Annotated in this window: 10 protein-coding genes and 1 pseudogene; all 11 read left to right on the top strand. The window is 46.6% G+C overall.

Going from position 1 to position 13,352, the window contains the following annotated elements:
- Window positions 1-16: 16 nt before the first annotated feature.
- Window positions 17-895 carry a ketose-bisphosphate aldolase gene (locus PAEAM_RS15415; protein WP_036673204.1) on the top strand — a complete coding sequence of 293 codons (879 nt, stop codon included), beginning with the start codon at window positions 17-19 and terminating at the stop codon, window positions 893-895.
- 15 nt (window positions 896-910) lie between these two features.
- A complete protein-coding gene (locus PAEAM_RS15410) occupies window positions 911-2,836 on the top strand; it encodes a PTS fructose transporter subunit IIABC (protein WP_100528146.1) in 1,926 nt (641 codons plus the stop codon).
- A 484-nt stretch (window positions 2,837-3,320) separates the two neighbouring features.
- Window positions 3,321-4,247, top strand: coding sequence for a phosphate ABC transporter substrate-binding protein (locus PAEAM_RS15405; RefSeq protein ID WP_074093252.1), 927 nt, complete (start codon window positions 3,321-3,323; stop codon window positions 4,245-4,247).
- Window positions 4,248-4,362: 115 nt separating this feature from the next.
- Window positions 4,363-5,298, top strand: coding sequence for a phosphate ABC transporter permease subunit PstC (gene pstC, locus PAEAM_RS15400; RefSeq protein ID WP_017690972.1), 936 nt, complete (start codon window positions 4,363-4,365; stop codon window positions 5,296-5,298).
- 2 nt (window positions 5,299-5,300) lie between these two features.
- Window positions 5,301-6,188, top strand: coding sequence for a phosphate ABC transporter permease PstA (gene pstA / locus PAEAM_RS15395; protein ID WP_026081329.1), 888 nt, complete (start codon window positions 5,301-5,303; stop codon window positions 6,186-6,188).
- A gap of 12 nt (window positions 6,189-6,200) precedes the next feature.
- Window positions 6,201-6,956, top strand: coding sequence for a phosphate ABC transporter ATP-binding protein PstB (pstB, locus tag PAEAM_RS15390; RefSeq protein WP_100528145.1), 756 nt, complete (start codon window positions 6,201-6,203; stop codon window positions 6,954-6,956).
- A gap of 159 nt (window positions 6,957-7,115) precedes the next feature.
- The gene (locus PAEAM_RS15385; RefSeq protein ID WP_165789937.1) at window positions 7,116-8,132 is read left to right on the top strand and encodes a phosphotransferase enzyme family protein; all 1,017 of its coding nucleotides are present in this window, start codon (window positions 7,116-7,118) and stop codon (window positions 8,130-8,132) included.
- 192 nt (window positions 8,133-8,324) lie between these two features.
- Window positions 8,325-9,035 (top strand): response regulator transcription factor, encoded by a 711-nt coding sequence (locus PAEAM_RS15380; RefSeq protein WP_047840351.1) that lies wholly within the window; start codon window positions 8,325-8,327, stop codon window positions 9,033-9,035.
- Window positions 9,001-10,509 (top strand): sensor histidine kinase, encoded by a 1,509-nt coding sequence (locus PAEAM_RS15375; protein ID WP_100528143.1) that lies wholly within the window; start codon window positions 9,001-9,003, stop codon window positions 10,507-10,509. The genes PAEAM_RS15380 and PAEAM_RS15375 overlap by 35 nt, the downstream gene beginning before the upstream one ends.
- Window positions 10,478-11,605 carry a LolA family protein gene (locus PAEAM_RS15370; RefSeq protein WP_165789936.1) on the top strand — a complete coding sequence of 376 codons (1,128 nt, stop codon included), beginning with the start codon at window positions 10,478-10,480 and terminating at the stop codon, window positions 11,603-11,605. Before PAEAM_RS15375 ends, PAEAM_RS15370 begins: the two co-directional genes overlap by 32 nt.
- 207 nt (window positions 11,606-11,812) lie before the next feature.
- Window positions 11,813-13,352: pseudogene (locus tag PAEAM_RS15365) on the top strand (collagen-like triple helix repeat-containing protein); the annotation flags it as partial.

The following is a 13,352-nucleotide window of genomic DNA, read 5'->3' as shown; positions in this document are numbered from 1 at the left end:
TCTAGGAGGAATTCAAATGTTAATTAATATGAAAGATTTACTTAAAGTAGCGTATGAAAATAAATTTGCAGTCGGATCATTTAATGTAGCCAATAGCGAGTTCGTCAAAGTGGTCATTACAGCCGCAGAGGAGCAGAATTCGCCTGCAATTATGCAGATTCACCCGAATGAAATTGATCTAGTCACTGATGGGTTTATAGCTTATGTGCGAGAAGCGGCATCCAAGTCCAAAGTACCGTTTGTTATTCATCTGGATCATGGAGCGACGATCAAAGATATTACGCGTTCGATTCGCAATGGGTATACATCAGTCATGATGGATGCATCTCATTTACCTTTTGAGGAGAATATTGCGGCAACCAAGGAAGCGGTTGAACTGGCTCATCTGGTCGATGTATCTGTAGAAGGTGAACTAGGCACGATTGGGAGTAATGAAGGCAGCTCGGAAGGTGGGGCTGACGAGATTTTGTATACGAATCCAGAAGAAGCGGCGATTTTTGTAGAACAAACAGGTATCGATACACTTGCTGTCGCTGTAGGTACTTCACATGGTATTTATCCTCAATCCAAAGATCATTCGATCAAAATCGATCGTTTGAAACAAATTCATGAAAAAGTAAAAATTCCGTTAGTGCTGCATGGTGGATCAGATAATCCTGATGAAGAGATTAGAGAAGCAGTAAAGCATGGGATAGCGAAGATCAATTTATCAACCGATATGAAGCGAGCATTCTACAACCAATTAAGAGCGACACTCGATGCAAATCCGAATGCATATGAACCGGATCAACTGATGCCTGAGGCGACCAAAGCGGCAACAGAACTGGTGAAGAAAAAAATGGATCTGTTCGGTTCTACAGGTAAAGCATCCCTTTATAAACTGGGAGAAATTTAAGAGGAGAGATCCATCATGAAGATTTCTAATGTCTTAAAACCAGAAAATATCATATTAGATGTCACCGCTACGACCAAAGCCGAATTAATAGATGAATTGTCGCAAAAGTTAAACGATAACGGCTATTTAAGCGATATTGAGCAATTTAAAAAAGATATCTGGGCACGTGAAGAACAGGTTCCTACAGAAGTGGGATTCGGAATCGCCATTCCACATGCCAAGTCTACTGGAGTACAGTCCCCTGCCATTATTATGGGCAGATCATTAAGCGGTATTGAATATAGTACCGAATCATGTAATTTATTTTTTATGATTGCAGTCGATCAAAGCTCTTCATCAGAGCATTTGCAAACATTATCCAAAATTTCGACCTTTTTGATGGATGAACTATTTAGAGCGAAACTTATCCTTGCTCGAGATCAAGAAGAGATTGTCCGTTTATTTGAACAGGCAGAAGAGCAAGATGCGCAGGCACTTCAACGTCCTAAAAAGTATGCTGGCAAAAAAGTGGTTGGAGTTACAGGCTGTCCTACAGGAATTGCCCATACGTTTATGGCCGCAGAAGCATTGAAAAATGCGGCCAAGGAACTCGGTGTACACATTAAAGTGCAAACCAATGGATCAACAGGTGTTGGAAATCAATTGACTCCTGAAGATATTGCTGAAGCTGATGGTATTATTGTGGCGGCAGATGTCAAAGTCGATATGGATGTGTTTGGCGATCGTCCAGTGATCAAAACCTCTGTCAAAAATGGAGTCCATCATGCACAAGAGTTAATTGAAGATGCGATTGCTGGAAAAGGTGTCGTTTTGAATCAAGGCAACAGTAATCTTAAAGAAGCAAAAGAAAAAACACGTTTAAAGCAGCCTAAAATATACAGCCATATTATGAATGGTGTATCCTTTATGATTCCTTTTGTAGTGGCAGGCGGTATATTGATTGCGCTTTCGTTTATGTTTGGTATTCATGCGGCTGACCCAAATAGCCCGGACTATAATGCTTTCGCCGCTTTTTTAAGTACAGCAGGGGGTAGTGCTGCTTTTGCATTGATGGTTCCTGTATTAGCAGGGTATATTGCATATAGTATTGCTGACCGTCCAGGATTGGCACCTGGTATGATTGGAGGTATGCTGGCGACTATTGGAGGTTCCGGCTTTTTGGGAGGTATGCTGGCTGGATTTATCGCCGGTTATACGATCATAGCTCTGAAAAAATTAGTCAAAGGCATTCCTGACTCACTGCAAAGCCTGTCACCTGTGCTGATCTTGCCATTAGTAGGTTCATTTATAACCGCCTTGATTATGTATTTTGTCATCAACAGTCCGATGGCTTGGATCAATGAGTCGTTACAAGGTTGGCTAAATGGTTTAACAGGTTCTAATGCTATTTTATTAGGAGCACTTCTGGCAGGAATGATGGCATCTGATATGGGAGGGCCGATTAACAAAACAGCATCTGCATTTGGACTGGCGATGTTCGCCAATCAAATCTTTGAACCTTCTGCTGCTCTGATGGTTGGAGGTATGGTTCCGCCACTGGGTATTGCATTAGCTACAACATTATTTAAGAATAAATTTTCAATCGAAGAACGTAATGCAGGTAAAGCCGCTTATATTATGGGTGCGTCGTTTATTACAGAAGCCGCGATTCCGTTTGCCGCAAATGATCCCTTGAGAGTTATTCCATCCAATATTGTAGGTGCAGCGATTGGTGGAGGAATGAGCATGGCTCTAGGTATTTCGTTACAAGCTCCTCACGGTGGAATCTTTGTTATTCCCATTGCGGCAAGTAATCCATTATTGTATATTGTCTGTATTTTAGTTGGTTCCATCATTACAGCTTGTATGATTGGATTGTTAAAGAAACCTGTATATCAACCAAAAAGTAATTCAAGCGACCCGTCAGATAAAAAAGCCTTAACAACTATGAAATCTGCATAAATTCTCTAACCACCTGGTGCCATGCACTGGCTGTGAGGCAGTTGATTGTTCTATATAACGGATTGATTCAATATCTACATTAAGTATTTACACAAGGCCAGCCTTTTATAGGGCTGGCCTTCTTTGCATACTTCCAGGCAGAAGATTGAAATGCCTGAGATCCAACGAGCGCTGACACAGCGCAGGGAACGGAACGATTGTGGAAAAGCGAAGCGTTCGCCTTTATCCCCGGATGTATTCCTTGAAAAAAGTAAATCATATAAATCCGGGGATAACAGCGATTGAAACAACGTCCGTTCCCGAAGCGGCCACTTCAGCGCAACTTGTCTCAGATGATTTTCAATATACAGCCGATATTTTTAACATTGCGTTTACAAAACACTGATTTTAAGATGACATACCGAAACTACAATGAGTAAAGAGTTGATGGTGAACAAACAAATTCACAAAACGCCATCACTACATTGGGGGAGGAAAACAAAACATGTTTAAAAAGTTGCCGTTTATTTTGATGACCTTAACGTTCGTACTGGTACTCGCAGCATGCGGATCGAAAAATGACGCTGGTACAGAGGGTGCCGCAAGCAATGGATCAGGAGAAGCTGCTACTGAGCTTAGCGGTAACATTCTGGCAGTCGGATCGACAGCATTGCTACCTCTGGTAGAACAAGCTGGACAGAAATTTATGGCAGTTGATGAATATAAGAACGTAACGGTTCAAGTTCAAGGTGGCGGTAGTGGTACTGGTTTGACACAAGTATCTGACGGACAAGCTACAATCGGTAACTCTGATGTATTTGCAGAAGAGAAACTGGAGGACGAAGCCAAAGTAAAAGAACTGGTTGACCATCAAGTAGCAGTAGTAGCTATGGCACCAGTTAGCAACAAAGATGCAGGTGTAGAAGATTTGACGAAGCAACAACTGATCGACATCTTCTCCGGTAAAGTAACAAACTGGAAAGACGTTGGCGGCGCGGATAAAGCAATTGTTATTGTAAACCGTCCGAGCAGTTCCGGTACTCGTGCAACTTTTGAGAAGTATGCATTGGGTGCAAAAATGGGTGATATCCAAGGTTCGATTCAAGAAGATTCTTCTGGTAACGTAAAAAAATTGGTATCTGAAACGCCAGGTGCTATTGGTTACCTCGCCTTGTCTTACTTGGATGACAGCTTGCAAGTGTTGAAATACGAAGGTGTAGAAGCAACAGTTGAGAACGTAGAAGCAGGAACTTATCCAGTGTGGGCTTACGAGCACATGTACACAAAAGGTGAGCCTGATGCAGCAACAAAAGCATTCTTGGATTACATCTTGAGTGACGAAATTCAACAAAACGACGTGACAGAACTTGGATACATTCCAATGTCAGGTATGAAAGTAAAACGCGATGCAGCAGGTAATGTGGTTGAGTAATCTTTGAACTTGCGCATACAGCGAAAGAGGCGGACTAAGGTCCCGCCTCTTTACGCGGTTTGCTCTAAAATAATCCCATATTTTGCATTAATTCTACTATAGAAGGATGGTTGTTATGGAACAGACCGAAGGGGGAACGGTAATGAATAACAAGTTGAAACCGCGCCGGCCCTTAAAAGAGAAACATTATTGGGAAGAGTGGACGGGACGGATCTATACGTCGATTTGTGTCGTTTTCCTGATCGTTGTCATGTTTTCCATTGTTTATTTTGTAGCGTCTAAGGGACTATCCACATTTTTCCAAAATGGAATAAGCATCAGCGAATTCCTTGGTGGAAAGACGTGGAATCCGACCGGAGAACCTGCGTTCTACGGGGCATTACCGTTCATCACAGGTTCTTTCATTACAACCTTGCTTGCAGCATTGATCGCAAGTCCGCTTGGCCTGTGTGCAGCGCTCTTCATGACAGAGATTGTCCCGGGTAAAGGCAAAAAGATCTTGCAGCCTGCGATTGAGCTCTTGTCCGGAATTCCATCCGTTGTATACGGATTTATCGGTCTGAGTGTCATCGTACCTTTGCTTCGCAGTATCTTTGGTGGAACAGGCGTCGGGATTGCAGCCGGATGTCTTGTTCTCGCGGTAATGATTCTTCCTACGGTAACAAGTATTATGGCAGATGCATTGTCCGCGTTGCCAAAAGGATTGCGTGAATCCTCCTACGCACTGGGTGCCACTCGCTGGCAAACCATCTACCGTGTCATTATCCCAACAACTTTGCCAGCTTTGTTGACAGGTGTCGTTTTGGGTATGGCCCGTGCTTTTGGTGAGGCACTTGCTGTGCAGATGGTTATCGGTAATGCACCGCATGTTCCAACATCCTTGCTTGAATCGGCCTCAACATTAACAAGTGTAATTACACTCAGCATGGGTAACACCACGATGGGTTCTGTTCATAACAATGCACTGTGGAGTATGGCGCTTGTCCTGTTGGTGATGACCTTTGTCTTCGTCATTCTGGTTCGCCTGCTTGAAAGGAGAAACCGGGTATGAAAATGAAGGCAAAGACGGTAGATAAAATTGCAACATCCGTTATCGTTGTACTGGCCCTGTTCATTGTTATTCTATTGCTCGGTCTACTTGGCTTCATCATGTATAGAGGCATTGGGCATATTAGCTGGAACTTCCTGACGAGCGCACCACAGTTGCTTAAGGGTGGGGGCGGAATTGGTCCACAGCTCTTCAACTCCGTATTCTTGCTTGTCCTGACTTTGATTGTTACCATTCCACTCGGGTGGGGCGGCGGAATTTACATGGCGGAGTATGCCAAACCAGGCAAGATTACCAGCTTCATTCGTCTGGTCGTTGAAGTATTGTCATCATTCCCATCCATCGTTATCGGTTTGTTTGGTCTCTTGCTGCTAGTAAATCAATTTGGTCTTGGTTTCTCCCTGATCTCGGGTGCCTTGGCTCTGGCGATCTTTAACTTGCCATTGATGGTGCGTACTACGGAGCAGGCCTTCCGGGCTGTTCCGAAGGAACAGAAGGAAGCAGGTCTGGCGCTTGGACTGTCCAAGTGGAAGATTATCACTTCCATTCTACTGCCTGTGGCATTGCCGAGTTTGATTACGGGTACGATCCTGGCATCGGGCCGGATCTTCGGTGAAGCAGCCGCGCTGATGTTCACTGCAGGTATGAGTAGTCCACCATTGGACTTTACCGATTGGAATCCGACGAGTCCAAGATCACCGCTTAATCCTTTCCGTCCGGCAGAGACACTTGCTGTCCATATCTGGAAAGTGAATAGTGAAGGTATTGGGCCAGATTCCAAAGAAGTGGCAGCAGGGGCATCCGCCGTGCTTGTCATTCTCGTGCTGGCGTTCAATCTAAGTGCACGCTGGATCGGTCGGGTTGTATTCCGCCGCATGACAGCTTCGAAATAAGGAGGAACCAACATGGCCATACCTTTTGGTACGGAACAGTTAAGCATATATTATGGACATTTCCAGGCGGTCAAGCAGATTAGCCTGACGTTTCCTGAAGCAAGCGTAACGGCTCTTATTGGGCCGTCTGGTTGCGGTAAATCCACGTTCCTCCGGTCGCTGAACCGGATGAACGACGAGATTGCCGGTTCCCGTACAGAGGGACATATCTGGATGGACGGTAACGACCTGAATGAGCCTGGAACCGATGTAATCAAGCTTCGCCAGAAGATTGGCATGGTGTGGCAGAAGCCAAATCCTTTTCATAAGTCCATCTACAACAATATCGCGTTTGGCCCCCGCTACCGCGGTACGAAGAGTAAGAAGGCACTGGATGAAATTGTGGAAAAAAGCTTGCGCCGTGCTGCGCTCTGGGACGAAGTGAAAGACAGACTGCATGAGTCAGCTCTGTCTCTCTCTGGCGGACAACAGCAGCGTCTATGTATCGCTCGCGCTTTGTCTGTTGAACCACAGATTCTGCTGCTCGATGAGCCGGCATCTGCACTTGACCCGGTATCTTCGGGTAAGGTTGAGGAATTGATCACCGAACTCAAGAAGGAGCTGCGGATCGTCATTGTTACCCATAATATGCAGCAGGCGGCACGCATCTCGGATTATACGGCTTATTTCTACCTGGGGAACATGATTGAACACGGGGATACAGAGCATATTTTCACGAACCCGGACAATCGTCTGACGCAAGAATACATTATGGGTCGTTTCGGTTAATTGGATCATAAATAGAGACAAAAGAAAGCACAATGCCTGGACGGTTGTTCGGGGGTTGTGCTTTTTTAATTTATATTTTAGTGGGATTTTCTGTATGCGTGATAAACATTATGCTACGATATTTAGTGTGAAGAGAACGTTTACATGACTTCGAAGGAGATGTTAATAATCACTACGGATCAGATGTCTTACGACCATATGGCAGCTCAGATTATACAGAACTACACTATTGAGAAACCTGTCGTTTCATATATTCGTCATAATGAGAATCTGACATATCATGTCGTTGATGAAGCAAGCGGGCAGAAGTATCTGCTACGTATCCATCAAGCCGCCTATGCAAGTATGACCGGCATTCAGCATACGCTTCCTGCGCTGGAGGCAGAGATGAACCTGCTTCATGAGTTAAACGCAACGACAGCATTGCGCGTGCAGCATCCGGTACGGAATGTATCGGGAGACTGGGTCACGGTATGGAAAAGTGAAGCGGGTAAAGAAATCTGCTGTACAGTACTGGAGTGGATTGAGGGCAGGGACATCCAGCAGGGAGAACGCCTGACAACAGAGCAGATCTATGATCTTGGGGCACAACTGCAGATGCTTCATCAATATGGGCGTGAGCAGAATCAGACAGATCGAACAAAGGTACGGCCGGCATATGGCAATAGCCATGAGAACTTGGTCATGCTAGGGCAGCTAGAGGAAGGTGTCCGACTGGGGATTTTTACAACGGAAGACTTCGATCTGCTTCGTGAGACGTTTGAGAACATTAATGAGCAGTTAGAAACATACCCGCAGCACGCAGGGACATGGGGGATCATTCATGGGGATATTACTCGTAACAATCTGCTGATAACGGAGCAGGGAATTTCCATGATTGATTTTTGTCTACACGGTTATGGTTATTATCTTTTTGATGCCGGAGGGGCAGCGCTTATGTTCAATCGGGAGGAACGTGACATATTCTTATCCGGTTATACCCAACAGATCGCACCACTGACGGATCGTGATATCCGATTAATGGAAGGGTTTATGTTGATCTTTACACTGGGTTATTATGCCTTTCAGATGGCGAATGAGTCGAGGCACGAATGGATGAAAGATCGCATGCCGAAGCTATGCAGCAAGTATTGCCGACCTTATGTGCAAAATGAGCGTATTTTCTATGAGTTATGAGGTGTTTCCTTTTCTAGGAGCTATAACTTAGGATTAAGATTGTGAATATTACCTGGGCGTCCTGAACAATCGGGGTGCTCTTTTTGCATGCATTAGATAGCGATCGTAATGGACATTTATGAAGAAAGTATAAACTCTGAGGAGAGTCAACTTTTCTTAGCTACAATATAGTCATGGGAGGATGAAGCAGCGATGAGAGACAGCGAGAATATATTGCTGGTGGAGGATGATCCGGAGATTGCCCGTATTTTGAGAGACCATCTACGTCATGAGGGTTATGGTGTAACTTGGGCATCAAGCGGTTTGGAGAGCTGGGAAGACTTTAGGGAGGGAACCTATCAATTAGTCTTGTTGGATCTGATGCTACCGGAAATGGATGGGTTCACGGTATGCAAAAACATTAGACTGATCAGCGATGTTCCGCTGCTCATGATGAGTGCTCGAATCGAGGAAGAGAGCAAAGTCAGGGGGCTTGGGCTGGGAGCTGACGATTATATTACGAAGCCCTTCAGTCTAACGGAACTTACAGCTCGCATTAAATCTCATCTGAATAGGTACCGCAGATATCAGGGCGTAGAGCCGGATTCGACAGATAGACAGTATAACGATGGGTTATCGATTGATTATTTGAATCAGCGCGCACAGGTTCATGGAGAACATGTGGCACTAACCAACAAGGAATGGGCTTTGCTCATACTGCTTGCTTCTCATCCTGGCCGGGTGTTTACCAAGGCGGAACTGTATGAACATGTCTGGAGTCAGCCAGAGGCGGGGAACTCGAGTACAGTCACAGTTCATGTGAAGAGCCTTCGGGCCAAGCTTGGTGACGAGCCCCATCATCCACGCTGGATTCAGACGGTGTGGGGCAGTGGTTACCGGTTCGTGGGGGAGCCTGAGGAATGAAGTTGAAGTACTGGTTAATGCTTGCCTTCCTCATTGTAATGCTGCTGCCTGGGCGCTGTACTCCCTGTATAACTATTACAATGATCAGCGTGCCGTAACGGAATATGTGGAGTTGTCCGGACAATTGGCTCCTATTGAACTGGCTTTATCTGACCCGGGACTGTACCAGCTGCACTCGCCTGATGCTTTCGCTGCACTCTCTGAATTGGAGAATGGTCGGGTGAACTTTGCTCTGTATTTACCAACAGGGATTCGGGTGTACACATCAGAGGGGAGTACATGGTCTGCTGGAGCTTACACCGTTGGGGGGGCGGAGCTGTATCGTAATTTGTACAACTTACAGATTCGTCATCGTACATTCTCGTTGAAGAAACCCGTATGGGAAAAGGGTGAGTTGGTCGGCATTTACGAAATCGTCATGCTGCGTGGAGATTGGCTGGAAGGCATATCCTTGCGGACTACCTGGGTCATGGGTCTCGCTGCTACTTTCTTTATCCTGTTATACGGAACAGTGCTGTGGTTGCTATCCCGAAAGCTCTTTCGGCCGATGAAATATCTCATAGAACGAATGGATGCTTTTGCACGGGGAGAGGCTGCTACGGATGTGGTACCTGTTCGTCATGATGAAATGGGCATCTTGCTCCAACAGTTTGATGCAATGCAAGACAAGATCAGACATACTCAGGCCGATGTGGAGAGGGAGCAAAAAGAAAAAGAGCTCATGATCGCCTCGTTATCCCATGATCTGAAAACACCGTTGATGTCCATTAGTGCCTATACGGAAGTACTTAACGGTGATCGTCAACTGAAACGCCTTGAAAGGCAGGAATATCAGGATGTGCTGCTCGGAAATGTGGAGCGGATGAAACAGATGATTAGTGAACTTGAGATGTATACGGCGTTGGGTTCCAGTGAATCGGAGATGGCCATGGTTAAGGTGGAAGGTGAAGAGTTTTTTGATATGCTGCTTGGGAGCTATGAGGGACTTGCCGAGCGTGGTCAGATTGACGTGAAGATGGATGTCCGCACAGATCAACTGTACCGGGTTCATCCCGAACAACTGATGCGCCTGACAGATAATCTGATAAATAATGCACTACGCCACACAAGGACGAACGGTGTAATGGGACTAGGGGTTATTGCTTCAGATTGGGAGCTTCCTGAATGGATTATTCCTTCGCTTGGAGCTGAATTGGATAACTACAGGGCGGGAGCAACATTGATCATAGTACAAAACGAAGGTCCTGCTATTCCTGAAGAACAGCTCATTCGTATCTTCGAACCCTATGTTCAACACCAGAATCAGGAGGAGAAGACATATGCAGGTGGTTCGGGATTGGGATTGAGTATAGCCAAACGGGTTGCAATAAAGCACGGAGGGGATATGCGCATGTGGTCATACGAAGGATATGGAACGCTGGCAGTATGCCGATTGCCTGAACATGGAGAATGTAAACGCAGAGAGGGTGGATAAGATGATGAAAAAAGGATGGATGATGCTGGGTACTGCTGTGTTGGCAGGCGCCCTGCTTGGAGGTTGCGCGGAGAAGGATATGCTGTCTATGTCAGGAGATGAGATGATTGAGAAGGTTGTCTCAGCAGAAACAGAACCCGCCTCGTATTATGCGGAAGGTGTGATGAAGATATGGGCGGATGACAAGCTGACTAACACGATGCAAATTAAGGAATGGGTAGATGGTGAAACCGGACGAAAGCGCACGGAAACATCAGAGAATGGCAATGTCAGTTACGCAGTTAATGATGGAAAGAAGATCATCATATATGAAAAAGAAACAGGGGCAGCATATTCCATGGATGCATCATCCGTGTCACAACAACCTAATCAAACCCAGAAGCAAATATTGCTCGATCAACTAGAGCGGTTACGTACTACGCATGATGTGAATATGATGGGACAGGAGAAACTTCATGGACAGGACGTCATTCATATTGAATTGACACCAAAAGAAGAAGGCGCATTCTCCATATCTTCAGAGTATTGGGTAGATCCCAAAACGTGGATGATTGTCAAAGTAAACAGCGCGTATGGGGATGGAAAATCAGAAATGGTCTATGATCCGATTCAGTATGACCCTGAATTCACAAAGGATACTTTCGTAATTGACATCCCTAAGGAGGTCGATGTGAAGGACTTGAACGATATGATGCAGAATTCCGAAGTGACCCTAGATGAAGCGGAAAAAGCGTTGGAACAGCCGTTCCTACAGGACATGAGTGGAGAATTCGAACTATCACGGATCGAAATGTCTACATCGCGCGGTGAGCTGAGCAGAGATGAAGTAACCTTGTATTATGTAAGTAACGACAAGGTAGAAGTCAGCCTGACGGTATTCAAGATGCCGGAAGAAAATGTGGACGATACACTAATGCCGGATGAAGCCAAGATTAAGGTTCGTAACACCGAGGGTTCATATATGAAGAGCATTCGGAACATATCATGGAGTGAGAATGGCTTGCGGTACTCCATCATGGGTGAAAACGAAGGATGGACAAAGGCAAAGCTGCAAGCTTGGGCGGAAGAACTGACCCTTCCCAATCCATCTAGATGAGCTAAAGAATAATAATAAGGTTGCCGCAGAAACGAAGCGGCAGCTTTTTTTGTATATTCTCCTTTTGGTGTGGTGGATATCTATTCGATCTCCTTTCAGTCCATTCCAAAAAGGCAAGAGGGCAACTTCACGTTTACAGTTCAATATGCATAACTATAGAAGACAATCTTGATTGGTGATGGAGGCAGGAGAAGGGGGCATCGCTGGATGGCTGTTTTATCAACAGGGCCAATTGAAAATAATATAGTGGTGGGAAGCGGTGAGCGTCCTACACAGAGAATTACAGTGAAATTAGACAATTGGAGTCTCACTAGTTTCTCTACCGTTCTGGTTCAAGGCTATTATTTGAATGGTGTTCGCACACTATACGTTGAGGAATTGTTTAATGTTTTGCCTAACCAGGTTATAACAAAAGACTTTTATGCAGATTTGGATGCATTTGAGTTTATATTTATCACAGGTGATGATACGGAGGATGAAGTTCAGATTTCCGTATGGGGGAAAAACGAGAACGGTCAACTGGTAACGGCACATCGTTTGGTGTCTGAGGAATTGTTAGGAGCGAACCCCGGTCTAGTCGGGGTAACGGGTGCGACTGGAGCTACAGGGACAGCAGGGGTTGCGGGAACAACTGGTCCTACAGGGGCTACAGGTGTTACAGGACTGACAGGAGTTACTGGTCCTCCTGGAGGAACTACGGGATCGACGGGAGAGACCGGTGTCACTGGGACCACGGGGGAGACAGGATCTACCGGAGTGACAGGAGGCACGGGCGCTACTGGAAGTACGGGGACCACAGGAGAGACAGGGTCTACTGGAGCCACAGGTGTCACCGGTAGTACGGGAATAACAGGAACGACTGGGGTCACTGGGGCTACAGGTGCGACAGGCGTAACGGGGACAACCGGAGTTACTGGTGTTACAGGCGCAACAGGCGTAACGGGGACGACCGGAGTTACTGGAGATACGGGAGCGACAGGACTGACGGGGACGACCGGAGTCACTGGTGTTACAGGCGCAACAGGCGTAACGGGGACGACCGGAGTTACTGGGGCTACAGGTGCAACAGGCGTAACAGGGGCGACTGGAGATACTGGTGTTACAGGTGCAACCGGATTGACGGGAGCAACAGGAGTCACTGGAGATACAGGCGCAACGGGAGTAACAGGGACGACCGGAGTCACTGGTATTACAGGTGCGACAGGCGTAACAGGGGCGACTGGAGATACTGGTGTTACAGGTGCAACCGGATTGACGGGAGCAACAGGAGTCACTGGAGATACAGGCGCAACGGGAGTAACAGGGACGACCGGAGTCACTGGTATTACAGGTGCGACAGGCGTAACGGGGACGACCGGAGTCACTGGTATTACAGGTGCGACAGGCGTAACCGGAACAACCGGGACAGCCGGAGTAACGGGAGCAACGGGAACGACCGGAGTCACTGGGGCTACAGGTGCAACAGGCGTAACCGGAACAACCGGGACGTCCGGAGTAACGGGAGCAACGGGAGCGACCGGAGTCACAGGGGTTACAGGTGCAACAGGCGTAACCGGAACAACCGGGACGTCCGGAGTAACGGGAGCAACGGGAGCGACCGGAGTCACAGGGGTTACAGGTGCAACAGGCGTAACCGGAACAACCGGGACGTCCGGAGTAACGGGAGCGACCGGAGTCACAGGGGTTACAGGTGCAACAGGCGTAACCGGAACAACCGGGACGTCCGGAGTAACGGGAGCAACGGGAG

The sequence above is a fragment of the Paenibacillus sp. GM1FR genome, from assembly GCF_002803315.1.
Classification (GTDB): domain Bacteria; phylum Bacillota; class Bacilli; order Paenibacillales; family Paenibacillaceae; genus Paenibacillus; species Paenibacillus amylolyticus.
Note: the sequence above shows the minus strand (reverse complement) of the source record. Positions and strands in the feature narration are given on the sequence as shown.

What these genes read in the sequence shown, in the direction of transcription:
- PAEAM_RS15415 (WP_036673204.1), top strand. Translation starts at nt 17, where the DNA reads ATGTTAATTAATATGAAAGATTTACTTAAAGTAGCGTATGAAAATAAA.
- PAEAM_RS15410 (WP_100528146.1), top strand. Translation starts at nt 911, where the DNA reads ATGAAGATTTCTAATGTCTTAAAACCAGAAAATATCATATTAGATGTC.
- PAEAM_RS15405 (WP_074093252.1), top strand. Translation starts at nt 3,321, where the DNA reads ATGTTTAAAAAGTTGCCGTTTATTTTGATGACCTTAACGTTCGTACTG.
- pstC (WP_017690972.1), top strand. Translation starts at nt 4,363, where the DNA reads ATGGAACAGACCGAAGGGGGAACGGTAATGAATAACAAGTTGAAACCG.
- pstA (WP_026081329.1), top strand. Translation starts at nt 5,301, where the DNA reads ATGAAGGCAAAGACGGTAGATAAAATTGCAACATCCGTTATCGTTGTA.
- pstB (WP_100528145.1), top strand. Translation starts at nt 6,201, where the DNA reads ATGGCCATACCTTTTGGTACGGAACAGTTAAGCATATATTATGGACAT.
- PAEAM_RS15385 (WP_165789937.1), top strand. Translation starts at nt 7,116, where the DNA reads ATGTTAATAATCACTACGGATCAGATGTCTTACGACCATATGGCAGCT.
- PAEAM_RS15380 (WP_047840351.1), top strand. Translation starts at nt 8,325, where the DNA reads ATGAGAGACAGCGAGAATATATTGCTGGTGGAGGATGATCCGGAGATT.
- PAEAM_RS15370 (WP_165789936.1), top strand. Translation starts at nt 10,478, where the DNA reads ATGGAGAATGTAAACGCAGAGAGGGTGGATAAGATGATGAAAAAAGGA.